Origin of the sequence: Modicisalibacter sp. 'Wilcox', from assembly GCF_010993675.1 — a bacterium.
GTDB lineage: Bacteria > Pseudomonadota > Gammaproteobacteria > Pseudomonadales > Halomonadaceae > Modicisalibacter > Modicisalibacter tunisiensis.
This window is the reverse complement of record NZ_WNXF01000008.1, coordinates 132,736-156,323: the sequence shown is the minus strand read 5'-3', so window position 1 is coordinate 156,323 and position 23,588 is coordinate 132,736. Positions and strand designations below refer to the sequence as shown.

Genomic DNA, 23,588 nt, shown 5'->3' with positions numbered 1-23,588 from the left:
AGGATTCGTGATGTCCCGTTCACTGGCCTGGCGCCGCGTGCTGCCGTTTCTGGCGCTGATGATTCTCGTCGCCCTCAACCTGCGCCCGGCGCTGTCGTCGCTGGCGCCCATGCTGATCCGCATCCAGCAGGCGCTGGGGCTGTCCGCCGACGCCATCGGCATCCTCACCACCCTGCCGGTACTCTGCCTGGGGATCTTCGCGCCCCTCGCCCCCTGGCTGACCAGGCGCCTGGGCGCCGAGCGCACGCTGAGCCTCGCCCTGCTGCTGCTGGCCGCCTCGCTGCTGGTACGTGCCAACGCCAGCGTCGCGCTGCTCTACCTGGGCACCATCGGCGCCGGTGCGGCCATCGGCATCGCCGGCACCCTGCTGCCGGCGCTGGTCAAGCGCGAGCTGCCCCAGGGCGCCGATCTGGTTACCGGCGTCTATACCATGGCGCTGTGCCTGGGCGGCGCCCTGGGGGCCGGTTTCAGCGTCCCGCTGGCCGATATCTTCGGCGACTGGCGGCTGTCGCTGGGCAGCTGGGCCGGCCTGGCGCTGCTGGCGCTGATCGCCTGGCGCTGGCGCATGCCGCACCCCTGGCCGGCCACCGACGATGCGCCACGCCGGGGCCCCCGGGTCCGCGTGTTTCGTCAGGCGCTGGCCTGGCAGGTCACCGGCTACATGGGCAGCCAGTCGGCGCTGGCCTACATCGTCTTCGGCTGGCTCCCCGCCCTGCTGCAGAAGCGCGGGCTCGGCGAGGCCGAGGCTGGCTGGCTGCTGGCCGCCTCGGTCATGGGCCAGCTGATCACCGCCCTCGGCGCGCCCTGGCTGGGCCGCCTGGGGCGCGACCAGCGGCCGACGATCCTGATCCTGCTGACCTGCACCGCCGCCGGTATCGTCACCCTGCTGCAGGCCCCGCTGGAATGGCGCTGGGCCGGGGTGATGCTGCTCGGCCTCGGCCAGGGCGGCAGCTTCAGCATGGCGCTCACGCTGATCGTGCTGCGCAGCGCCACCGCGCAGCTGGCGGGCAAGCTGTCGAGCATGGTCCAAGGCATCGGCTACGCCATCGCCGCCCTGGGGCCGCTGCTGGTGGGCATCCTGATCGGGCGGACGGACAACCTGACCGTGATCACCCTAGCGCTGCTGGGCTTCGTGCTGGCCGCCGCGCTGTGCGCGCTGCTCGCCGGGCGGCGCCGACAGCTCGATCTCGACGACCACGGCCGGCTGGTCACCCGCCACCAGTGAGCCCCCTCACCCCTTCACGCATTGAGCAAGCGAGGCCCCGATGAACGACGCCCCCCTGCTGATTCTGTATACCGGTGGCACCTTCGGCATGCGCGAGAGCGAGCGCGGGCTCATCCCCAGCGGCGACATCGAACGCCGTATCCAGGCGGCCCTGGCCACCCTGGCGCCTGCGCGCCGCGCCTCGCTGCCCGAGTTCGTCGTCCACGCCACGCCGCGCCCCATCGACTCCAGCGCCGCCACGCCGGCGGACTGGCAGGCCCTGGCGCGGACGCTGGCCGCCGCCTATGACGGCTCACTGGATGGCCGTCACTACGCCGGGTTCATCGTCATCCACGGCACCGACACCCTGGCCTGGAGCGCCGCGAGCCTGGCCTACCAGCTGCAGGGCATCGACCGCCCGGTGGTGGTCACCGGCTCGCAGCGCCCGCTGGAGGCCGAGGGCAGCGACGCCCTGGCCAACCTGGAGGCCGCCCTGCGTTTCGCCGCCCTGCCGGCGCTCCAGGAGGTCGCCGTCGTCTTCGGCGGCGCCCTGCGCCGCGGGGTGCGTACCCGCAAGTGGGACACCCGCGCCGCCGACGGCTTCGCCAGTCCCAACTATCCGCTGCTCGGCGAGCTGGTCGACGGCCACCCCGTGCTCTACCCCGGGCGCGGCCTGGATGACCAGCAGCGCGGCCTGCCGCGCTTCGAACTGCCCGACTACGCCGCCCTGGGCGCCGCGCCCGTGGCCCGCCTGGTGCTGTGGCCGGGCATCACCGCCTCACTGGCCGCCCGCTGGCTGGAGGACGACACGGTACAGGGCGCGCTGCTGGAAGTCTGGGGCAGCGGCAACTGCCCGGAGGACCCGGCCCTGCTCGAGGTACTGGCCGCTGCCAGCGGCGAGGGCAAGCTGCTCGCCGCCATCAGCCAGTGCCCGCAGGGGCCGGTATCGATCGGCGCCTACGCCGCCGGCCGGGGCTTGAGCGACGCCGGCGTGCTCAGCGGTGCCGACATGACCCCCGAGGCGGCGCTGACCAAGCTGGTTCATCTCACCGCCCAGCCCCTCGACGCGGCCGAGCGCCGTCAGCGTTTCATAACATCACTGGCCGGCGAGCGCTGACGCTTCCCGACCCGGCCGTCACGCCACGGGCAGGCACGCCGGCAGGCCCTGCAGCTCTGCCAGCGGCATCGGCCGGGCGAACAGGAAGCCCTGCAGCAGGTCGCAGCCCCGACGCACCAGGTCGCGGCGCTGCGCCGCGGTTTCCACGCCTTCCGCCACGATGCTCAGCCCCAGGTGATGGGCCATGGTGATGATCCCCTGAACGATGGCGGCGTTGTCGTTTCGGGTGGTGATGTCCTGGATGAAGGCGCGATCGAGCTTGACCTTGGTGATCGGCAGATCGCGCAGGTAGCTCAGGCTGGAGAAGCCGGTCCCGAAGTCATCGATCGCCATCTGGATGCCCCGCGCGCGCAGCTCGCCGAGCAGGGCGATGGCCGACTCGGCCCCGGACATCAGCACCCCCTCGGTCACCTCCAGCTCCAGCAGCTCGGCCGGCAGGCCGCTGTCCGCCAGCGCCTGCTCCACCTCCGCCAGAAAGCCCTGGCGCCGGAACTGCAGCGGCGAGATGTTGACCGCCACCGGTAGCGCGTCCGCCCCCCGGGCATTCAGCGCGGCCATGTCCCGACAGGCCCGGCGCAGCACCCAGCGGCCCAGGGCGATGATCTGGCCGGTCTGCTCGGCCAGCGGGATGAACACCCCCGGCGAGATCATGCCCCGCTCGGGATGGCGCCAGCGCACCAGCGCCTCGACGCTGCGCAGCCGACCGCTCGCCGCCTCGACGAGCGGCTGATAGTGCAGCTCGAACTGGTCGCGCTCGATCGCTTCCTGAATATCGCGCCGCAGCCGCACCCGCTCGCTGACCGCCTCGCCATCCCCGCCGGCATACCACTGCCAGGTATTGCGGCCCTGCCCCTTGGCCCGCTGCGTGGCCAGGTTGGCATGCAGCAGCAGGTCACGCGGGTGCGCCAGGGCCTGCTGGTTGCCGGCGATGCCGATGCTGGCGCTGACGTGCAGGCGCTGCCCGGCCACCGTGAAGGCCTGCGTCAATGCCTCCAGCAGCCGCTCGGCAAGGGCGATCGCCCCGGCCTCGTTGGCCAGCCCCGGCATCAGCAGGGCGAACTCGTCGGCGGCCAGGCGCGCCAGGGTGTCCCCCGCTCCCGGAAACGCCTGCAGGCGGCGGGCCACCGCGATCAGCAACTGGTTGCCCGCCTCGTAGCCCAGCCCGTCGTTGACCGACTTGAAGTCGTCGAGGTCGATGAGCATCAGCACCAGCAGCGAGCCGCGCCGTCGGCTCTGCCGGTAATCGTGGTCCAGCCGTGCCTCGAGGGAGGCCCGGTTGGGCAGCCGGGTCAGGGTGTCGTGACGGGCCTGGAACGCCAGGCGCGCCTCCTGCTCGCGCTGACGGGTGACATCCTGCTGCATGCCGATGAAGTGCGTGCAATGTCCCCGGTCGTCCAGCACCGGGGCGAGGGAGAGCTGATTCCAGAACGGCGTGCCGTCGCGCCGATAGTTGCGCAGCACCACCTGGACGTCACGACACGCGTCGATCGCCTGGCGAACCCGAGCCACCGCCACCGGATCGGTGTCACCGCCCTGCAGCAGGCGGCAGTTCCGGCCCATCACCTCCTCGGCGGCGTACCCCGTCATCGCGGTGAAGGCCTTGTTCACATAGATCAGCGGCAGGTCCGGCCGGGCGGCATCGGCCATCACCACGCCGTTGGGCGAGTCCTCGATGCCCCGCTGCAGCAGGCGCAGGCGCGCCTCGCGCGTCTTGCGCGCCGAGATGTCGCGGCAGATGCCGAACACGCCGACCGTCGCCCCGTCCACCACGATGGGGAAGTTGGTGATCTCCAGATCGCAGGTCGTACCGTCCGCCCGCCTCGCGGCCAGCTCGTAGTGCTGCACCTCGCCGGCCAGGGCGCGGTCGAAGCGCGCCAGGGTCGGCTCCCGGGACTCCTCGAGCACGAACTCCCGGAAGTGCCGCCCCAGCAGCGCCGCCTCGGGATAGCCGATGATCCGCTCCAGCGCCCGGTTGCAGCGCTGGAAATAGCCCCGGGTGTCGAACTCGTAGACCCCGTCCGGGTGCTGGTCGTAGAGTGCGCGATAACGCGCCTCCAGCGAGCGGCGCGACCGTGCGTCCCGGTCGCGGATGACCGCCAGCGCCACCAGCGCCGCGGCCTGCTGCATGCGCTGGCAGTCCTGCTCGGAGGGAAGCGCCGGCCGGCGATGGTAGACGCCGAAGGTGCCCAGCAGCTCGTCCTCGCCGGACAGCACCGGCATCGACCAGCAGGCCCGCAGCCCCTCGTGATCGGCCAGCGCCCGATACGCCGCCCACTTCGGGTCCCGATGGATATCCTCGGTGACCGTGAGCCGGCGGTGAAACGCCGCACTGCCGCAGCTGCCCGCCTCGGGGCCGATCCCGGCATTCTGCAGCGCGGCCACGTACTCGCTCGAGAACGCGCTCCCGGGCACCAGGCTCAGGGTGCGCGTCGTGGCGTCGTAGCGCATGATCGACACCAGCGCCTCGGGCAGCATCAGCCCCGCCCAGGCCGCCACGGCGGCCAGGGTGTCCGTCAGCGGCGCCTGGCGGGCGATCATCTCGTGAATGTTCTGCTGGGCTTCCAGCCACTGAAGCGCTGTGGTCATCGCCTTGCCTCGCTGCCGCGGTTTTCTGCCGATGCCCCCATGGGCCGGTCGACTCTATCAGCCCGGCAGGGGCACCAACGACTGAAATCGGCCCTCGGGCGTGAAGAACAACCGATAGCGGCCGTGCACGCCATCCCGCGTGACGATGTGACGCAGCGCCCGCGCGGGAAACGCCACCCGCCGCCCGTCCACGCTACGAGCATGCACCACCTGCGCCGCCCCCCGGTAGTGAGCTAGGCACGCCTGCGCGCTGAGCTCGAGAAAGATATCGACACTGGGCAAGATCCTCGTGCGCCTCCCTGCTTTCGTTCGATGAACCGACCGAGGTCGCCCCGACCAAAACGCCGCCGAATGCAGCCACGGCCACGTGGATGGTACCCGAAATGCACGGGATCGATTCAACGGCGGGCCACGCCGGCAGCAGGCTTTACCCGTCGACACGCTTGGAGGCCTCGTCAACCCCGCGCAGCACGCCATCACCCACCGAACGCAAAAATTTTTCCCGAAACCCTAAAGCATCCCGGTGAAGGGTCGATAACTGGGGTAACGGCCAACGGCGCCGTTGCGGTGACCAAGCCGGATTCCCGGCGCGCCGCTGGAGCCTCAAGACCTTGTCGAAGGTAGAAAAGGAAGGAACACGAAAATGGCAGTCATTAATACCAACATCACCGCCCTCATCGGCCAGCAGAACCTGAACCGCTCCCAGAACCAGCTGCAGACCGCCATGGAGCGTCTCTCCTCCGGCCTGCGCATCAACAGCGCCAAGGACGACGCCGCCGGCCAGGCCATCGCCAACCGCATGTCCAGCCAGATCACCGGCCTCAACCAAGCCAGCCGCAACGCCAACGACGGCATTTCCCTGTCCCAGACCGCCGAAGGCTCACTGGACCAGATCAACGACAACCTGCAGCGCATTCGTGAGCTGACCGTTCAAGCCAAGAATGGAACCAACTCCGGCGCCGATATCGATTCCATCCAAAAGGAAGTCAACCAACGGATGGAAGAGATCAATCGTGTTACCGGCCAAACAGAATTCAATGGTACGAAGCTGTTTTCTGCTACTTCCACCGGGTCTTCTTTCGACATTCAGGTTGGCGCTGATGATGGTGAGACTATCGCCGTCAAGATCGGCACCTCCACTGGTTGGAACCAGTACAAAAGTGGTGGTACAGCAGGTCTTACCGGTGGTTCTGTTACCTCTCGTAGCGTTAGCTCCTTCGGCTTCGACGTACTGAGCTCTACCTCGCTGGCTGATCTCGACACCATGATCAGCAATGTGGATGATGCACGCAGCGATCTGGGTGCCGTACAAAATCGCTTTGAATCAGCGATTCAAAATATCGATACGACTTCCATCAATCTGTCGGCAGCACGCTCTCGGATTGAGGATGCCGATTACGCCAAAGAAGCTTCCAACATGACGCGGGCGAACATCCTGCAGCAGGCGGGTACCTCCGTGCTGACTCAGGCCAACCAGACGCCCCAGAACGTGCTTTCCTTGCTCCGTTAATATCAAGTAATCGGCCCGAAAATATCGGGCTAACCAAAAAGGGTCGGCGCTTAGCGCCGACCCTTTTTATTGCGAAAATCACCATGAAAAACCGCTTTTTCTCGCTCTTCATGATTTTTTCTTCTGCTACACTAGGTCGAATTTCATTTTTCAGCAGCCGGACGCCAAGCTCTTAGAATGATGGGCTCCGGCGGAAAAGGCTAAGGGAGAGCCCTTTACCATGAGTGTTAAAGGTAGCACTAAGAAAAGGCCTACAACACTCTTATGATAATACGACATTTCAGAGCTTGCCAGCAAAAGAGCCCGTCCTGGCTACCGGTCATGAAAGGATTTCTAAGCACAACCTACCATGAGGTTCAACAGAATGGTTACTGACGATCAAAAAGACAAGGTTCTTGCTTTATATCATCAAGGAGAAATAATTGAGGCAAAAAAACTATCAGAAACCCTTATACAGACAAACCCCAACGATGCCTTTAGCTGGAAATCCTTAGGATACTGCTTATTCAAAACAGGAGATTATGAAGACTCCATTGGCGCACTCGAGGCTTCTCTAGAATTAGAAAATGAGGGAGACCCAACGCTTTTTGGCACACTCGCCAGAGCCTATTTTTCGTGCGGAGACTACAGGAGAGCAGCCGAAAATCAAAAAAAGGGGCTATTAATAGATCCTGAAAATTCTTATTGGCAGTTTAATATGGCAGAGATGCTATATAAGTCGGGACGCGGCGATGAGGCTATGCCATACCTTGAGCGAGCAGAAGAACTGGGGTACGCTCCAGAAAATATTATGGCTTTAAAAAGCTCCATTTTCACATTGAGCTTTCGTTTCGACGAAGGCCTCAAGGAGATGGAAAAGCTTGCTGAAATTAGCCCCGATGATCCAGCAGTACATAACAACTTGGGAAATCTCTCAACTGACTTGAATGACTTTAAAAAGGCATCATACCATTACAGCCGAGCCAAGGAGCTATCACCGGGATCCCTCCTCCCTTACGCTAATGAAATTTTGAGTCTTCACTATGACCCCTCTCAGACCGCCTCTTCCATCCGAAAAAAAATTTCTGAATTCAGCCATTTATTTCCTATCGAAAAAATGGAGTCACTAGAAAACGAGATATCTAAAGCACGTTCAATTAAGGTCGGCATAATATCTTCTCACTTAAAGATTCACCCTGTGGGCTGGATGTTAGCAAGCACGCTTGAAAAGCTCAAAAATGATATCGAAATTTATGTATACAGTGACAGTGACTCACAAGACTTTCTTAACTCAAGGATTCGCAATACAGTAAAAAATTGGAACCTTACCTACCACCTTGACGACAAAAATCTCGCGAAAAAAATAACTAAAGACAAAATCGACATCCTGTTTGACTTAGCAGGCTACAGTGGCGGCACACGAATCCTAACATTCATGCACCACCCTTCTCCCGTCATCGTTAAATGGATAGGGGGGCAAATCAGCAGCATGGGAATTGATGCTTATGATTATTTTATAAGCGACCCTATCGAAACACCAAAAGGACAGGATTTCGAATATACAGAAAAATTAATCCGACTACCCAACGATTATATTTGTTACACCCCACCAGAGTATGCTCCAGAAGTAACCGCGTTGCCAGCAATGTCCAACGGACACATAACTTTTGGCTGTTTTAACAATCCAGCAAAAATCAACAACATCACGCTTTCACAATGGGCAGATATTCTCAAATATATTCCTGGCAGCAACTTGCTTCTCAAAGGAGCAGCCTACAAAACAGAAAGAGCCAAGGAGAGAATCTGGAATGTATTCACAAATTCCGGAATCGAAAAATCAAGAATTATACTTGAGGGGCCTGAATCACACAGAGAACTCCTAGAAAGCTATCAACGTATCGACATCGCTCTCGATCCTTGGCCTTACTCCGGTGGGCTGACGACCTGTGAAGCCTTACTGATGGGCGTTCCTGTCGTGACGTTACCCGGACCGACATTTGCCGGTCGCCACTCAGCGACACACCTGACCAATGCCGGCATGCCAGAACTGGTCGTCAACAGCTGGGAAGAATATCGACAGCGCGTTATTGAGCTCGCTTCCGACCTGCCCAGCTTAGCGGTTATACGTGCTTCACTTCGGCAGGTGTTTATCAATTCACCGGTCTGTGATGCGCCACGCTTCGCGCGCCATTTTCATAAAGCGCTACGTGCTATCTGGCAACGCCATTGCGAAGGTAAGCCCCCTGCCGCACTGACGTTCAATAAGCGTGGCCAAGCCTGGTTTGAGGATGAGAGTACGCCGGTAAAAATTCAGTCAGACTCGAATACCAACGGTGAGTTCGAATGGGATTTCGAGGGCAAAATCATTGCAATCGATAACGGCGGGCAACTACTGGGAAACAGCGCCGTTCGCGAGATGCTAAACGATGATTATCTGGAACTAATCTGCTTTGACCCGACAACCCGAGCTGCGGATAACTCTCTCAAGAGTCATACCAACGTTCACTACTACCCCGGCGTAACCCTTGGGAACGGCCAGCCTGTATCGATTTATCGTTGTAGTGACTCAACCCTTGACGGTTCATTGAAGCCCCTGATCGAGAGCCAGCAAGCAGAAGTCGGAGAAGGTCAACATCCGCAACAGCTTGAAGAGCATGCCATTGAGACAATCTCCCTGGACCAGATCGAAGGGTTGCCCTCAATCGATTGGCTAGTACTCGATGCTGTCAATGATGGTGCGACGATTCTGGAGCATGGCAGTAAAGCCATGCAGGACACGCTCCTGGTACAAGCCAGAGTCGCTTTCCAACCGACACACGAAAATCAGCTTGGGTTTGCAGACCTAGAGCAGTGGATGACTCGCAATGGCTTCCGCTTCTACCGCTTCAACAATGAGCAGTACCGCAGCTATTTTCCGGAAGACGTTCCGGAAGAAAAACGTCAGGCGACTGAGTTAAAAAGTGCGGACGTGATATTTATTGCCACCAACTCACGCATATCGAATTTTACAAAAAACCAAAATAACAAACTATCATTTTTACTAAAAACTATATACGGAGCAAACGATTTAGCATATTTTCTTTTCAGTCGCAATAAAGACCATGCCTCAATTAATCGTTTTTTGCCTATTAGCGAAAAATATATTGGATCTAGTTTATCTAAAAAAAGTAATGAAAAAAATATTTCGAGATATGTAGAAATCAATAACTCAATAGATTTAGTAGATACAGAAAACACAAGCTCATACAGTTACCAAGATCCAAGCGGCGTGGCTGTAGTAATGCCCTGCATTGACAAGGAGCTTGGTTTAAATACGGCCAAAGCCCTTGTTAACAGAGCAGGAATGCCACTTAAAGTCATCATAGCTTATGACTCGAAGCGACAAGGATTTATAAAAACCCTTAACGAAATTTCTCTGCGATGCGAAGTTCGCTATATAGTATACCTAGCCCAAGATGCCTATCCTGGTATGCATTGGCTTATCCGTGCTTATAATGAGTTAGAAAAAAACGGAAATGGGCTTCTTGCGTTTAATGATGGAAAATGGAATGGAAGGATCGCCTCGTTCGGAATGGTGAGGAAGGCATGGGCATACAGTATTTATGACCAATGCATTCTCTGCCCAAGCTATAATTCACACTGTGCTGATGACGAAATAACGATTATAGCAAGATGCTTAAACTCTCTCTCTTACGATCCTGAAATTGTTTTAATGGAGGTGGATTATCAGAAGGGGTTAAAAGGGGGAGGGAATAAACACGATAGAGAAACGCTATACAAAAGAGCATCAACTTATTTTAACAGCATTGTAGAAGAAAAAAACCTTCTTCCAATCGCGCCTGAATACGGCGAGATGCCTAAAGCATTAAGAGTCGTTATTCCTTCAGAAGAAAAGGAATTCGACCCACTGATTTCTATTGTCATCCCAGCATATAAGGAAACTTGGTTTAGGGACGCTCTAAAAAGTGCCCTGGATCAAGACTACAACAATTTTGAAATCCTGATATGCGATGACAGTGAAAGCACTGCCATTGCGGACATATGCGATGAGTATAAGAAAACAACGAAAATAGATATCCGATATTATAAAAATACCAATCGGCTTGGCGAAATCAAAAACCTGCCCGAGTGCATAAGGCGAGCCAAAGGAGATTACATAAAACCTCTTTACGATGACGACACTTTGCATCCAAATGCATTGTCAGAGTTAATAAAGCCATTTAAAGCCGATAAAAAATTATCTTTGGCAAGTGCATTGAGAAATGTTATTAATGAGCAAGGAAGGATAATACCACCTCCTTCTTTAGCTTATATGAACCCATTCGGGGAAGACGTAAATATTGATGGGAAAAGCCTGGTTTCAATATTCTCCAATGGACTAATAAATTTTATAGGCGAGCCTTCTAGCGTTCTTTTCCCACGGGAAATAGCGTTAAGCTTAGGCGACAGCTTGTTCATGCTTGGAGGAAAAGTAACTGAAGGTCGCGGTGACCTCTCAGCATGGATGAACCTCCTAAGAAGAGGCAATTTGGTGCTTCTGAACAAATATTTGTCTAATTTCAGAATATCTTCTGAACAGACAAGCGAACAGTATAGGAATCAACCAAATCATGAAGGAATTACTGTTTTTTGCAATATGATTAAACAATTAGGCTGGCAACAAAATAATTGTCAAGTAAAAGCCTCGCTGAGGAAGGATCCGAAACCCAGTAAATTTGACACCTTAGATTTAAAAAGATTCTGGAAAACTGGAGAAACAATTAATCTCACAAACTCCACGGACGAAGAAGCTGCCACAACAAGTGCTAACAAACACAAACAAACCAGAGAGGAATTATCCTCTATCATCAGAGAATCTAACTCTCTAGAAATTTTAAAAAAAATCCAGGTACATATCCCTGAGCGAAAATTTCATGATCACATTCATATATTACATGATATCAGAACCCTCATAAATAAAAGAGAAGCTAATTACGTTGAAATTGGATCTTATGTGGGCCATTCAGCCTCCCTAATGCTATCGCACGATCTAAAAACAAAGGTTTATTGCATAGACCCTCTATCCCTGCCAAAAAATCACTATCAAGGCGATCTCTCTCAAGAACAGACGCTAATAAAAAATCTATCAAAGCATGCTGGTGAATACACAATAATAAAAGAGGAATCATGCGATTCAAAAGCTCTAGCATATCTTGAAGAGCAAGGCATAGCCATAGATATTCTATTTATCGACGGGGACCACACTTACTCTAGCGTCATAAGAGATTTTTCCACGTATGAGAAGCTAGTTGCAGATGGTGGATTTATTGTATTTGATGACTATTGGGACAAAAATCACTCCCCGGACGTATATTTTGCCGTCAATGATATAGTTGAAAAAATTAAAAACAACAGACTGCCTTATGAAATAATTGGCTCTCTGGCCAACTATCAATCTGCGAATCCAGTTTACGATCACGGAGAGCGAACTGGACTTATCAATGAGTTCATACTAAGAAAGAAATTTAATAAAAAATCGGGTGTTGATGCTATATAAAAACAATACGCTAGAAATTGCTTGAAAACTCACAAAATGATGGGTTATAAGCAAGACAAACTGGGGGGGGGGATACCATGGATTTAAGTAAGCAGTCCCAAAGGCTGCCCCCCCCTAACGATGGTCAGCCACTTCGGGAGCTGCCAAAGGGAAAATAAATATCGGCTACCGCCATGAAGAAAACTACTAACCATTGATAAAGTGGTTGCGCCTCTAGCTTTTCTCAAAAAGCAAAATATTTGTTATTTTTCATAGCATTAAGGAAATACCATACCATGCAATGCACCTTGGCAGAACAGCCATTTTTTACACTTATGATCCATCTCTAAGCTAAAAGCCAATTATTTTATATATTCACAAAGGCCGTATATGATTCAGCTCGCCAAGCCGTATCTACCAAATCGCGAAAAGTTAGCCCGCTACATTGATGGCATTTATGAGCGCGCCTGGTTCACTAACAACGGACAACTTGTTCAGGAGCTGACGAAGCGCCTAGAAAGCCACCTCGGAGTTGACAATTTGCTATTAGTAGCAAACGGGACTCTTGCCTTGCAAATTGCTTACAGGGCGCTTGGAATAAGCGGCCAAGGAAAATATACGGAAGCAATCACAACCCCGTTTACCTTCATTGCGACAGCGAGCTCTTTGAAGTGGGAAGGCATTGACCCTGTTTTCTCCGACATAGATCCAAGCACATGGTGTCTTGACCCAAAAAAAATAGAAACTTTGCTCACCGAACAAACACGTTTGATTGTGCCTACACACGTTTTCGGTAATGCATGTGACGTTCAGGCCATCGACAGGATAGCCTCTGAGCATAACCTCAAAGTTATCTATGACGCATCTCATGCTTTCGGCGTTAAGTACAAAGGAGAAAGCCTTCTCAATTATGGTGACGCCGCCACCCTTAGCTTCCACGCTACAAAACTTTTTCACACAGGAGAAGGAGGCGCAATAATTTTCAAGCACAAAGAAGACCTTGAGCGTGCCAAGAAAATGATCAATTTCGGTATCACGGGGCCGGAGAGAATTGAAGAGCTAGGTATTAATGCTAAAATGAGTGAATTACAGGCAGCAATGGGATTGTGTGTGTTAGATGAGATGGAAGAAAATTTGAAATCCCGTTCTGCCGTATGGCACCGCTATGAGCAGGCGCTGAGCCAAACTCTGCAGCTACAAGCCAAGCCGGAAGGACTGGAATATAACTACTCTTACTTCCCGGTTGTTTTTAACAGTGAGGAGCAGGCCGTGCGTGTGGCTGCGATACTAAAGGAAAACGGCGTACTGGCGAGGCGGTATTTTCACCCCTCACTGGAATCGTTGGAGTGTTTGGGTGCTACGATTGACCAGCCCGTTTCCCAAGACGTAGCCAGCCGGATACTCTGCCTTCCGATCTTTGACAAGCTTTCTCTGCATGACCAACAAAGCATAAACAACTTGATTAAGACGGAGCTGAAAGCATGAACCCGCCTTATCCACAGGTCGCTGATAGGGCGGTCTGGAGGTGCTGGCTGGCGGCATCGCGGCAGTGGGTCTGTTATCGTTGGGTCTGGGTCAGCTGTCGGTATCCCATGCTCTACCGACCAAAGTGCTGCGGTTATTCTATGAATACAGGAAGCTATGTGGGTGATCAGTACTATGAAAACTTATGGAGTTATTGGTGCCGGGGGACAAGGACGAGAAACGATGCCCTTATTGAGGAAAATGCTTCCTGCGGTAGACTCAAAGAATTTCGTTTTTGTCGTTGATGACAAGTATAAAATAGATAATCCTGAAGTAAATGGGAAAAGGCTTATCAAGCTGAGTGATTTTTTGAAAATTCCAGGTGAAAAATTTTATACCATTGCAATAGCAGACTCCTCCGCTCGCGAGAGAATATCGAGCTATATCCCAAAAAACTCTGCGGCTCCAATATCTGTATATTCTGACACGTTTGTTTCGTTAGAAGCCAACGACATTGGTCTAGGTGCTGTCTTCGGCCACTACACCCATGTAACATCAAATACAAAAATTGGCAAACAGTTCCAGTGCAACGTTTATTCGCATATTAGTCATGACGTAACCATTGGTGATTATGTGACGTTTGCGCCGGGCGTGAGATGTAATGGGCATGTCGTGATAGAAGACCACGTATATATTGGCGCTGGCGCCATTATTAAAGACGGCACCAATAACCCGATAACGATTGGCAAGGGCGCGATTGTGGGGATGGGTGCTGTAGTCACGAAAAGTGTGCAACCAGGCGAGATCGTAGTTGGTAACCCGGCAAAACCACTAGGTTCTGTCTGAAACAGTCTGCACGCAAACAACGGTCTATGCAGGCCAAGCAGAGTTTGTTCTGCTCAAGTGAGAGCGGACACATTTTCAAGCCGCAGCTACCAGTTCGATCTCCCTCGGCGACTGGTAGCCGAGGGTCGAGTGGAGCCGGGCAGCGCCTAGACTATCTGACACCCGATGCCGGCAGCGTTATCGTCGTCTTCGTTCATGTCTTGCGCCCTGCGGTTATCCGGATAACCGTCGGTGAAAAAGCGTATTGGAAAGAGTGTAGTGCCCGTGTCTGCCAGCGAGTCGCAACCCGGCCGCCGATACCCCCGCGCCGCCTCCCGGGCTTCAGCGACATAGTATCATCCACTCTGCCGGCACGACCGATCTCTACCACTCTTTTCAGAAAAGGCGAATATTGCGAAACGGGCAAGGTAAAGTTCGCCCGCCGCCCGCCGATAACCCGCTCCAGGAAAACGAAAAACCGGCGACCCCACGAGCTCGCCCTTCATCACAAGGCTTGCCCATGTCACGCAGATGGATCCTTGCCGCCCTCGGCAACGCGCTGTTGCTGAGCGGCTGTTTCGAAGTCAACACCAGCCAGGTGCCGATGGCCGAAACCTACCCCTACAGCACCCAGCGCAAGATGCAGGCCGCCCACCACTGGGACGTGCTGGCCGCCAACGAGGCGCAGGGCATGCTGCGCAGACGGGCGCTGCGCGGCAAGGCGCTGTATATCGACGCGAACGACGAGAACTCGACCTTCGCGCAGAGCTACCAGGAGCTGCTGACCAGTCGGCTGGTCTCGCAGGGCGCGCTGGTGCGCACCGCGCCTGGCAACACCGCCCGCGTCACCTTCGATGTACAAACGGTCACGCACCGCGCCCGGCGCGATGCCCGCGCGCCACGCGGCACCTGGACCGCCCTCTCCGCCGGCATCGCGGTGGCGACCCTGCCGATCAACCAGTGGGGGGAACCCGCCCTGGCGCTGATCCCCGCGGCGGGGCTGGTGGACCTGTTCAGCGGCAGCTGGGAGTCGGTCAGCAATCACGAGGTGGTCATCACCACCAAGGTCACCGAGGACGATCGCGTGCTCTATGCGTCGTCCAACCTGTACTACATCAACGGCGATGACGCGGGCCAGTATGCCTCCTCACGGCCGCTGCCCGTCTCCAGCACCTGGTAAAGAGGAGCCTGACCATGCACCGCGCCCTGCTACTGCCCGCCCTGCTGGCCCTGCTCGTCTCGCTGGCCGGCTGCGCCAGCTCCGGCGGCAGCCGGATCGCCAATGCCGAGGACACCGTCGACGTGATCGCCCGGGTCCAGGACAGCACCGCCGACCTGCTGGCCAACACCCGCGGGCTCGCCCCGGACCAGCCGGTGGTGGTGGCCACCTTCGTCAATGTCGACGACCTGCACGAATCCTCGACCTTCGGCCGCACCCTGGCCGAGCTGTTCGCCTCGTCGCTGACCCGGGCCGGCATCGACATCCTCGAGGTCAGGATGCGCCAGAGCCTGTTCATCGAGGATCGCACCGGCGAGCTGATGCTCTCCCGCGACATCCGCCGGCTCAGCGCCTCGCACAATGCCCAGGCGATCCTGGTCGGCACCTACGGGCGCGGCCGGACCACCGCCTACGTCAACGTGCGGCTGGTGCGCACGAGCGACAACCGCGTGCTGGGGGCCGCCAGCACCGCCATCCCGCTGGATCGCAATACTCGCGCCATGCTGCCGGCCCAGTGGTAGAACAATCGTGCAGCGATCCGGCTCAAGTTCCATCGGCAACCGCCGATATGCTTAAGACAGGCTTATCCCGATATCGACAACAATGACGCAAGCGCCGCGCCACCGCGGCACTTCCGGGGAGTTCGAGCATGAGCACACCGCTGACCGACGTGGCCGCCACCCAGCCCGGCAAGATGTCACCCGTGACCGATGCGACACCCCAGCAGCGGCTCGAACGCCTGCTGGCCAACCTGACGCCACCGCCCGGCGACTCGCCGGACGAGGCAAACCAGGCGTCCGCGGCCACCCGCAGCGACCTGGCCGAGCCGCTTCAGCGCGTCAACGCGGCGATGAAGAACTACGGCATCGAGTTCGACCTGCACTCGCATGATGGCCGCATCGTGACACGCGTCATCGACCGGGAAAGCGGCGAGCTGATTCGTCAGATTCCCAGCGAGGAGCTGCTGCGCGTCGCCGCCAGCCTCTCGGACATGCAGGGTCGCTTGATCCACATCGAGGCATGAGATTCTCTTGATTTCCCTGTGGCACCCCCGGCACGGCAACGACGACCAGCACTCCACAACGGATCGGCTACGCGATCCGCGGCGCCTGGCGGCGCTGAAGGCGGTGCAGCTGCTCGACACCGAGGACGAGGAGCGCTTCGACCGGCTGACGCGCCTGGCGTGTCGGCTGCTCAACGTGCCCATCGCGCTGGTCAGCCTGGTCGATGAGCGCCGTCAATGGTTCAAGTCGGCCTGCGGCACCACCCTGCGCGAGACGCCGATCGAGCATGCGTTCTGCGGCTACACCATCAACCGGCAGGACACGCTGGTCATCGAGGACGCCCGCAAGGACGCGCACTTCGCCGACAACCCGCTGGTCACGGACGCGCCGCATATTCGCTTCTATGCCGGCACGCCCATTCACGGCCCCGGCCATCAGCCGCTGGGCACGTTCTGTATCATCGACACCCGCCCGCGCACCCTGGGTCCCCACCAGCGCGACATCCTCGAGAGCCTGGCCCGCCTGACCTCGCTGGAGATCGCCCGGCGCCAGGAGACCTCCCGACTCACGGGGGGCACGGCGCCCGGCACCCCGCACCCGGTCGACCCGGCGGCCTTTCTCGGCGATCTGCTGCGTCACATCGAACGGCGCCACATCGCCGGCGACGCACCACGCCTGATCCTCGCGGAACTGCTCGACGACGTGCTGCACTGCCTGCAGGGGGAATACGGGCTGATCGGCGTGATGCAGCCTGCCGACGCCCCCGAGCCCGAGACCCTGGAAATCCTCGGCCTCTCGCTGGGCGACGTCTCGCCCGCCATGCAGGAATTCTTCCTCCACGGCGGCCGCAACCTGTCGATGGCGACGCTCGACGTCATGACCGGCGGCGGCTTCAGCCGGCCGAGCGTGCAGTACCTGGCCCCGCCGGACGTTCAGGCCATGGACGCCTCGCGCCTGCCGGCCACGCACCCGCCGCTGCACAACGCCCTGCTGGTGCCCTTCCTGCGCAACGAGCGCGTCATCGGCACGCTGGTCGTCGCCAATCTGGGCCATGCGCCCGATCCGTCCATCCTGAACGCCCTGGCGCCGCTCAAGCAGCTCGGCGGACGCATGGTGCGCGCCTTCCATGATGCCCGCCAGCGCGACCGGCTGCAGGCCGCGCTCGAGGAGTTCCGCGCCACCCTGGACGCGACCCTGGACGTGATCCTCATCGTCGACGAGGCAAGCCGGCGCTTCAGCTACTGCAACCAGGGCGCCCTGAACCAGCTCGGCTACGGCGAAGCCGAGCTGCTCGCCATGCCCGGCGAGGCACTGAACGCGGCACTGGCGATCGACGCCCTGCACAACCGGCTGTATTCGCTGGACACCGCCACCCGCTCGCTGCGCCTCGAGCTCAACCTGCGCTGCCGGGATGGCGGCGAGATTCCCGTGCAGGCGGTCATCCAGCGCATCACGCACCACGCCACCGGGCGCAGCAACTACATCATCGTCGCCCGCGATCTGCGCGACAGCCTCCAGGCCCAGCGCGAGATCGACTGGATCAGCCGGCACGACATCCTGACCCGCCAGCTCAACCGCTACGGTTTCCTGCAGGCCCTGGCCCACAGCGGCGACGAGGCCGATACCCGGCGTCCGCTGCGCCTGGTCGCCGTCTACGGCACCGACCGCTTCAAGCGGCTCAACGAGGCCCACGGCACCCAGCGGGGCGACGCCACCCTGCAGGAACTGGCCCAGGTGCTGGAGCGGCTGGCCGGCGCGCATCCCGGCACCCTGCTGGCCCGCGTGGGCGGCGACGAGTTCGCGCTGGCCACCCGGGTGGCGGACAGCCACGACGCGGTGGCGCTGACCGAACGCTGGCGCAAGACCGTCGAGAATCACGCCTTCCAGGCCATCGAGGGTCTGCAGCTGACGGTGAGCACCGGCCTGGCGATCGACGCTCAAGGCGACCTGGCGCCGGAGGAACTGCTGCGACGCGCCAACGCCGCCCTGATGCGCGCCAAGCAGGGCGGCCGTAACCGCTTTCGCCAGTACCTGGCGGGCATGCTCGATGAAGTCAGCCGTCACGAGACCCTCGAACGACGGCTGGCCGGCGCCTTCACGCGCGGGGATTTCTTTCTCAACTTCCAGCCGCAGTGGGCGCTGGACGACCTGTCGTCGCCCTGCGGCGCCGAGGCCCTCTTACGCTGGCATGACGAGGAGCTGGGCAGCATCACGCCGGACGTGTTCATCCCGGTACTCGAGGAAAGCGGCATGATGCTGGAGGTGGGCCGCTGGATCATCGAACGCGCCCTGGACAGCCTCGTCGCGGATCGCCACCGCCTGCCCGCCGGCTTCTTCATCAGCGTCAACATCAGCGCCGTTCAGCTGATGGACGACCGGGACCTGCCCGAGTTCATCGTGCAGGCCCTGGCGGCGCGAGACCTGCCCCACGGGGCGCTGGAAGTCGAGGTCACCGAAACGGCGCTCATCCAGTCGCCCCGGCGGGTCGGCAGGCAGCTCGAGCGCCTGCACCGCCAGTCGATCGCCATCGCGCTGGACGACTTCGGCACCGGCTTCTCCTCGCTCTCGCACCTCAAGCAGTTTCCCTTCGACACGGTCAAGATCGACAAGTCCTTCATCGCCGGCCTGCCCGGGGCCAGCGAGGACCGCGCCATCGTCGAATCGCTGCTGACGCTGTGCCACGGCTTCGGTCGTCGCGTCTGCGCGGAGGGGATCGAGACGCCCGCCCAGCTCGACTTCCTCAACCGTCTGCGCTGCCAGCGGGCCCAGGGCTATCTGCTTGCCCGCCCCGAACGCACGCTGCGATTCGGTCCGCCACGCAGCCAGTGACGCCACCGGCGCGGAGAAGGCAAGCTCGGCAAGCCAGGACGGACAGGCAAAAGAAAAGGCCGCGTCGGTAGACTTTCCCGACGCGGCCTCCTCACAGGCGGGTAAAAGCCTACACCTGCATGTTCATCACTTCCTTGTACGCCGACACCATGCGATTGCGCACCTGGGTGCCCATCTCGAAGGCGACGCTGGCCTTCTGCATGTCGACCATCACGTCGTTGAGCGACACCCCCGGCTGGCCGGCCTGGAAGGCGCGGCTGCTGGCCTTCGAGGTCTGCTGCAGGTGATTGATGCGCTCGAGCGAGGACTGCAGGGCGTCGGCGAATCCGCCCTGGCCGACCGTGGTGTCGACGCGACGGGCGGCTGACGACGCACCCGCCTGGGCGGCCAGGCTCTTCATCTGCTCGAGTGCCGACTGCATGGCAGGCGTGCTGCTCATGGAAAATCCTCTCGACGGAAAATGATGCCGCAAGCCTACCAACCCCCCGTCTTCCGGCATGACGGCAAATGACGGACAAAAACCGGGCTTTTCTCGCCTTTAGGGTGACGGCGGCTCCGGATAATGACCTCCATCAAACGACCGCCCTGATTTTGCCGCCCCCCGGGCGCCACGCCCGGCAACAGCGACGACATCATCACACCGGCAAGCAGGCCGCGGCCAGACACAGGATGCTGGAGCCGAATCCGATTATGCGACTTGCAGCGCCCCGGACACGCCGGGACGACCATCACGCCCCTTCCCGGACAGGCCGGACCCTGACGCGGAGGCTCGCATGAGCGACGCCGCCACGTCGTCCTCCTCCGCCAAGCGCCCCGCCACGGGGGGCGGCTCCGCCTCGGCCGCCGGGTGGCTCGACAAGCTGCGCGGCAATCCGCGCATCCCGCTGATCATCGCCGCGGCCGCCGCGATCGCGCTGATCGCGGTGCTGCTGCTGTGGGCCCAGAGCCCCACCTACCGCGTGCTCTACAGCAACCTGACCAACGCCGATGGCGGTCGCATCGTCGGCGAGCTGGACAAGCGCGGCGTTCCCTACCGCTTCAGCGAGGGCAGCGGCGCAATCATGGTCCCCGCCGACCAGGTCCACCTGCTGCGCCTGCAGCTCGCCGAGCAGGGCCTGCCCAAGGGCGGCAACGTCGGCTTCGAGCTGATGGACAACCAGGCCTTCGGCATCAGCCAGTTCGCCGAGCACGTCAACTACCAGCGCTCGCTGGAAGGCGAGCTGGCCCAGTCGATCCAGGCGCTGGGGCCGGTCTCCACGGCCCGCGTGCACCTCTCGCTGGCCAAGCCGTCGGTCTTCGTGCGCGAGCGCGAGCCCGCCAAGGCGTCGGTGGTGCTGACGCTGCAGCCGGGCCGCGTGCTCGGCGAGGGCCAGGTCAATGCCATCGTCCACATGGTCTCGAGCAGTGTCGCCGACCTAGCCACCGACGCGGTCACCGTGGTCGATCAGGACGGCCGCCTGCTGTCGCGCAGCGACGGCGACCTGAACGGTCTCGACGGCACCCAGCTGGACTACGTGCAGAAGGTCGAGAAGAACTACCGCCGGCGCATCGAGCGCATCCTGGCCCCGATCCTCGGCGCCGACAACGTGCGCGCCCAGGTCTCCGCCGAGATCGACTTCTCCCGCCGGGAGCGCACCGCCGAGCACTATGGCCCCAACCAGCCGCCCAACGAGGCCGCGGTGCGCAGCCGCCAGGTCGATGCCACCTATACCGGCGGCGACGAGCTGGCCCGGGGTGTGCCGGGCGCACTGACCAACACCCCGCCCGGCGCGGCCGCCTCGCCCATCGACAATGGCCAGAACGGCCAGAACGGACAAGGCAACGCCGGCCAGGCCCCGGGCAACAATGCGGCCAACAACGCCGCCAACAACCCGAGGGCCAACGCCCAGGGGACCAACGCCCAGGGCAACAACTCGCCCAAGCGTCGCCTGCAGAGCAGCGACACCGTCAACTACGAGGTGGATCGCCAGGTCGACCACGTCCGCTTCGAGCGCGGCGGCGTCGATCGCCTGTCGGTGGCCGTGGTGGTCAATTACCGCGATGCGGTCAACGACCAGGGCGAGACGGTTCGCAAGCCGCTCAGCGACCAGGAGATGGCCAGCATCAACCGGCTGGTGCGACAGGCCGTGGGCTTCTCGGCCACGCGCGGGGATGCCGTCGAGGTGGTCAACTCGCCATTCACCCAGAAGGATACCAGCGTGCCGCCGACGCCCTGGTGGCAGTCGCCCGAGATCATCCAGCTGGCACTGACCCTGGGCCGCTATCTGCTGGTGGCACTCGCGGCGCTGTTCCTGTGGCTGCTGATCCTGCGCCCGCTGATCAAGCGTCAGACGGCGCAGCCGATCGCCCAGGGGGCCTCGGGTGGCGCCCTGCGCACGCCGAGTTCCGCCGAGTCGGCACTGGAATCCGGCGAAGCGGCGAGCGGGGAATCCGCGGCCGCGCCCGAGCCGGTCCAGACACGCCGTCGCCGGCAGTCCTCGGCCTATGAACAGAACCTCAAGGATGTCCGCGAGATAGCCCAGGAAGACCCGCGGCTGGTAGCCATGATCGTCAGAAGCTGGATGAGCGAACAATGAGCGAAATGAGCGGCGCCCGCCGCGGCGCGATCCTGCTGCTCTCGCTGGACGAGGACAGCGCGGCCGAGGTCTTCAAGTTCCTGTCGCCCAAGGAGGTCCAGGAGCTGAGCATGGAGATGGCCGGCCTCGACCAGGTCTCCCACGAGGAGATGGCGAAGGTGCTGGCCGACTTCCACGACGAGGCCGAGCAGTTCAGCGCCATCAACCTGCACTCGAGCGACCACATCCGCTCGGTGCTGACCAAGGCGCTGGGCAGCGAGCGCGCCTCGAGCCTGATCGAGGACATCCTCGAGAGCACCAGCTCCAGCTCGGGCATCGACTCGCTGAACCTGATGGAACCCTCGATGGTCTCGGAGCTGATCCGCGACGAGCACCCGCAGATCATCGCCACCATCCTGGTGCATCTGGAGCGCCATCAGGCGGCGGACGTGCTGCAGCACTTCGACGACAAGTTGCGCAACGACGTGGTGCTGCGTATCGCCACCTTCAGCGGCGTGCAGCCCGCCGCCCTGCAGGAGCTGACCGAGGTACTCAGCGGCATGCTCGACGGCCAGAACCTCAAGCGCAGCAAGATGGGCGGCGTGAGAACCGCTGCCGAGATCCTCAACCTGATGAATGCCTCCCAGGAGGAGGTCGCCATCGAGAACATCCGCGCCCACAGCGAGGACCTCGCCCAGAAGATCGTCGACGAGATGTTCCTGTTCGAGAATCTGGTCGACCTGGACGACCGCAGCATCCAGCTGATCCTCAAGGAGGTCGAGACCAACTCGCTGGTGGTCGCGCTCAAGGGCGCCCCGGACGTCCTGCTCGAGAAGTTCATGGCCAACATGTCGCAGCGCGCGGCACAGATGCTGCAGGAGGACCTGGAGGCCCGCGGCCCCATCCGCGTCTCGCAGGTCGAGGCCGAGCAGAAGGCGATCCTGCAGGTCGTGCGCCGCCTGGCGGACAGCGGCGAGATCGTGCTGAGCGGCGGAGACGACACCTATGTCTGACCGGCTCACCGAGCCCGAACACGACACCGGCGACTGGCAGCGCTGGCAGATGGACGAGCTGGACTCGGCCGCTTCAGGCGTCGATCGCCAGGCCCGCGACCGTGCCCGGCGCGAGGCCATCCGCCGCCGGGCCCTCGAACACCAGGCCCGCCTCGACGCCGAGCGCGAGGCCGCCCGCCGGGAGGCCTACGAGGCCGGCTACCGGGAAGGCCTCGCCAGGGGCGAGCAGGAAGGCCACGCACAGGGGCTGAAGGCGGGTCGCGAGGCCGGCGACGAGCAGATGCGCCAGGAGATCGAGCAGACCCTGCGCCCGCTGCGGCCGCTCGCCGAGCAGTTTCGCGCCGCGCTGGACGAGCTCGATCAGAGCCTGGCCGAACAGCTGGTGGATCTGGCCCTGGCCACGGGGCGGCAGCTGGCCGGCGAGGCGCTGGAGGCACGTCCCGAGGTCATCCTCGACATCGTCCGCGAGCTTCTGCATGTCGAGCCGGCCCTCTCGGGCCGGCCGCGCCTGTGGCTGCATCCGGCGGACCTGACGCTGGTCAAGGCCCACCTGGGTCACGAGTTCGAGGCCGCCGGCTGGCAACTGCAGCCCGACGACACCATCCAGCGCGGCGGGTGTCGCGCCACCAGCGCCAGCGGCGATCTGGACGCCACGCTCGAGACCCGCTGGGCGGCCATCGCCGACCAGGTGCGACGCCGTCACGGCGAGCCCGGCGACGGTTCGGCCGAAGCGTCGTCAGCGGATAGCGAGAACGGCGCATGAGCGTG

Annotated in this window: 16 protein-coding genes; 13 read left to right on the top strand and 3 right to left on the bottom strand. The window is 60.3% G+C overall.

Going from position 1 to position 23,588, the window contains the following annotated elements; genetic code table 11:
* The first annotated feature begins 10 nt into the window (after positions 1–10).
* Together G7A98_RS09615 and G7A98_RS09610 are read left to right on the top strand one after the other, a co-directional pair.
* A complete protein-coding gene (locus tag G7A98_RS09615; protein WP_163649448.1) occupies positions 11–1,225 on the top strand; it encodes an MFS transporter in 1,215 nt (404 codons plus the stop codon).
* Between the two features lie 40 nt (positions 1,226–1,265).
* A complete protein-coding gene (locus G7A98_RS09610) occupies positions 1,266–2,321 on the top strand; it encodes an asparaginase (protein WP_163649447.1) in 1,056 nt (351 codons plus the stop codon).
* An 18-nt stretch (positions 2,322–2,339) separates the two neighbouring features.
* Here G7A98_RS09610 and G7A98_RS09605 read toward each other — a convergent pair whose 3' ends face one another.
* Positions 2,340–4,907 carry an EAL domain-containing protein gene (locus G7A98_RS09605; RefSeq protein ID WP_163649446.1) on the bottom strand — a complete coding sequence of 856 codons (2,568 nt, stop codon included), beginning with the start codon at positions 4,905–4,907 and terminating at the stop codon, positions 2,340–2,342.
* Between the two features lie 57 nt (positions 4,908–4,964).
* The gene (locus tag G7A98_RS09600) at positions 4,965–5,189 is read right to left on the bottom strand and encodes a DUF2835 domain-containing protein (RefSeq protein ID WP_163649445.1); all 225 of its coding nucleotides are present in this window, start codon (positions 5,187–5,189) and stop codon (positions 4,965–4,967) included.
* Positions 5,190–5,550: 361 nt separating this feature from the next.
* Here G7A98_RS09600 and G7A98_RS09595 point away from each other — a divergent pair, with 361 nt between their 5' ends.
* The 8 genes from G7A98_RS09595 to G7A98_RS09560 all read left to right on the top strand — a co-directional run bounded on the left by G7A98_RS09595 (position 5,551) and on the right by G7A98_RS09560 (position 19,252).
* Positions 5,551–6,417: a flagellin gene (locus G7A98_RS09595; RefSeq protein ID WP_163649444.1), complete on the top strand. Its 867-nt coding sequence runs from the start codon at positions 5,551–5,553 to the stop codon at positions 6,415–6,417.
* A 364-nt stretch (positions 6,418–6,781) separates the two neighbouring features.
* Positions 6,782–11,932 (top strand): glycosyltransferase, encoded by a 5,151-nt coding sequence (locus G7A98_RS09590; protein ID WP_163649443.1) that lies wholly within the window; start codon positions 6,782–6,784, stop codon positions 11,930–11,932.
* Between the two features lie 369 nt (positions 11,933–12,301).
* A complete protein-coding gene (locus tag G7A98_RS09585) occupies positions 12,302–13,396 on the top strand; it encodes a DegT/DnrJ/EryC1/StrS family aminotransferase (protein ID WP_163649442.1) in 1,095 nt (364 codons plus the stop codon).
* Positions 13,397–13,558: 162 nt separating this feature from the next.
* Positions 13,559–14,221 (top strand): acetyltransferase, encoded by a 663-nt coding sequence (locus G7A98_RS16710; RefSeq protein ID WP_240464715.1) that lies wholly within the window; start codon positions 13,559–13,561, stop codon positions 14,219–14,221.
* 499 nt (positions 14,222–14,720) lie between these two features.
* Complete coding sequence (locus tag G7A98_RS09575) at positions 14,721–15,380, top strand: hypothetical protein (RefSeq protein WP_163649441.1); 660 nt, start codon at positions 14,721–14,723, stop codon at positions 15,378–15,380.
* Positions 15,381–15,394: 14 nt separating this feature from the next.
* Entirely contained in the window at positions 15,395–15,940 is a 546-nt protein-coding gene (locus tag G7A98_RS09570; RefSeq protein WP_163649440.1) for a FlgO family outer membrane protein, read from the top strand.
* Between the two features lie 128 nt (positions 15,941–16,068).
* Positions 16,069–16,443 (top strand): flagellar protein FlaG, encoded by a 375-nt coding sequence (locus G7A98_RS09565; RefSeq protein ID WP_224415042.1) that lies wholly within the window; start codon positions 16,069–16,071, stop codon positions 16,441–16,443.
* A 7-nt stretch (positions 16,444–16,450) separates the two neighbouring features.
* The gene (locus tag G7A98_RS09560; RefSeq protein WP_163649439.1) at positions 16,451–19,252 is read left to right on the top strand and encodes an EAL domain-containing protein; all 2,802 of its coding nucleotides are present in this window, start codon (positions 16,451–16,453) and stop codon (positions 19,250–19,252) included.
* A 109-nt stretch (positions 19,253–19,361) separates the two neighbouring features.
* On the opposite strand, the gene fliE is transcribed toward G7A98_RS09560, so the two are convergent.
* Positions 19,362–19,691 carry a flagellar hook-basal body complex protein FliE gene (gene fliE, locus G7A98_RS09555; protein WP_163649438.1) on the bottom strand — a complete coding sequence of 110 codons (330 nt, stop codon included), beginning with the start codon at positions 19,689–19,691 and terminating at the stop codon, positions 19,362–19,364.
* Positions 19,692–20,025: 334 nt separating this feature from the next.
* On the opposite strand from fliE, the gene fliF reads away from it, so the two are divergent.
* From fliF to fliH, 3 genes are read left to right on the top strand one after another with little or no spacing between them, the layout of a single operon-like run.
* Positions 20,026–21,828 carry a flagellar basal-body MS-ring/collar protein FliF gene (gene fliF / locus G7A98_RS09550; RefSeq protein WP_163649437.1) on the top strand — a complete coding sequence of 601 codons (1,803 nt, stop codon included), beginning with the start codon at positions 20,026–20,028 and terminating at the stop codon, positions 21,826–21,828.
* Positions 21,825–22,820, top strand: coding sequence for a flagellar motor switch protein FliG (fliG, locus tag G7A98_RS09545; protein ID WP_163649436.1), 996 nt, complete (start codon positions 21,825–21,827; stop codon positions 22,818–22,820). The genes fliF and fliG overlap by 4 nt, the downstream gene beginning before the upstream one ends.
* Positions 22,813–23,583, top strand: coding sequence for a flagellar assembly protein FliH (gene fliH / locus G7A98_RS09540; RefSeq protein WP_163649435.1), 771 nt, complete (start codon positions 22,813–22,815; stop codon positions 23,581–23,583). Before fliG ends, fliH begins: the two co-directional genes overlap by 8 nt.
* Positions 23,584–23,588: the final 5 nt, after the last annotated feature.

Coding starts and splice junctions, on each gene's coding strand:
- G7A98_RS09615 (WP_163649448.1), top strand. CDS start 11: ATGTCCCGTTCACTGGCCTGGCGCCGCGTGCTGCCGTTTCTGGCGCTG.
- G7A98_RS09610 (WP_163649447.1), top strand. CDS start 1,266: ATGAACGACGCCCCCCTGCTGATTCTGTATACCGGTGGCACCTTCGGC.
- G7A98_RS09605 (WP_163649446.1), bottom strand. CDS start 4,907: ATGACCACAGCGCTTCAGTGGCTGGAAGCCCAGCAGAACATTCACGAG.
- G7A98_RS09595 (WP_163649444.1), top strand. CDS start 5,551: ATGGCAGTCATTAATACCAACATCACCGCCCTCATCGGCCAGCAGAAC.
- G7A98_RS09590 (WP_163649443.1), top strand. CDS start 6,782: ATGGTTACTGACGATCAAAAAGACAAGGTTCTTGCTTTATATCATCAA.
- G7A98_RS09585 (WP_163649442.1), top strand. CDS start 12,302: ATGATTCAGCTCGCCAAGCCGTATCTACCAAATCGCGAAAAGTTAGCC.
- G7A98_RS09575 (WP_163649441.1), top strand. CDS start 14,721: ATGTCACGCAGATGGATCCTTGCCGCCCTCGGCAACGCGCTGTTGCTG.
- G7A98_RS09570 (WP_163649440.1), top strand. CDS start 15,395: ATGCACCGCGCCCTGCTACTGCCCGCCCTGCTGGCCCTGCTCGTCTCG.
- G7A98_RS09565 (WP_224415042.1), top strand. CDS start 16,069: ATGAGCACACCGCTGACCGACGTGGCCGCCACCCAGCCCGGCAAGATG.
- fliE (WP_163649438.1), bottom strand. CDS start 19,691: ATGAGCAGCACGCCTGCCATGCAGTCGGCACTCGAGCAGATGAAGAGC.
- fliF (WP_163649437.1), top strand. CDS start 20,026: ATGAGCGACGCCGCCACGTCGTCCTCCTCCGCCAAGCGCCCCGCCACG.
- fliG (WP_163649436.1), top strand. CDS start 21,825: ATGAGCGAAATGAGCGGCGCCCGCCGCGGCGCGATCCTGCTGCTCTCG.
- fliH (WP_163649435.1), top strand. CDS start 22,813: ATGTCTGACCGGCTCACCGAGCCCGAACACGACACCGGCGACTGGCAG.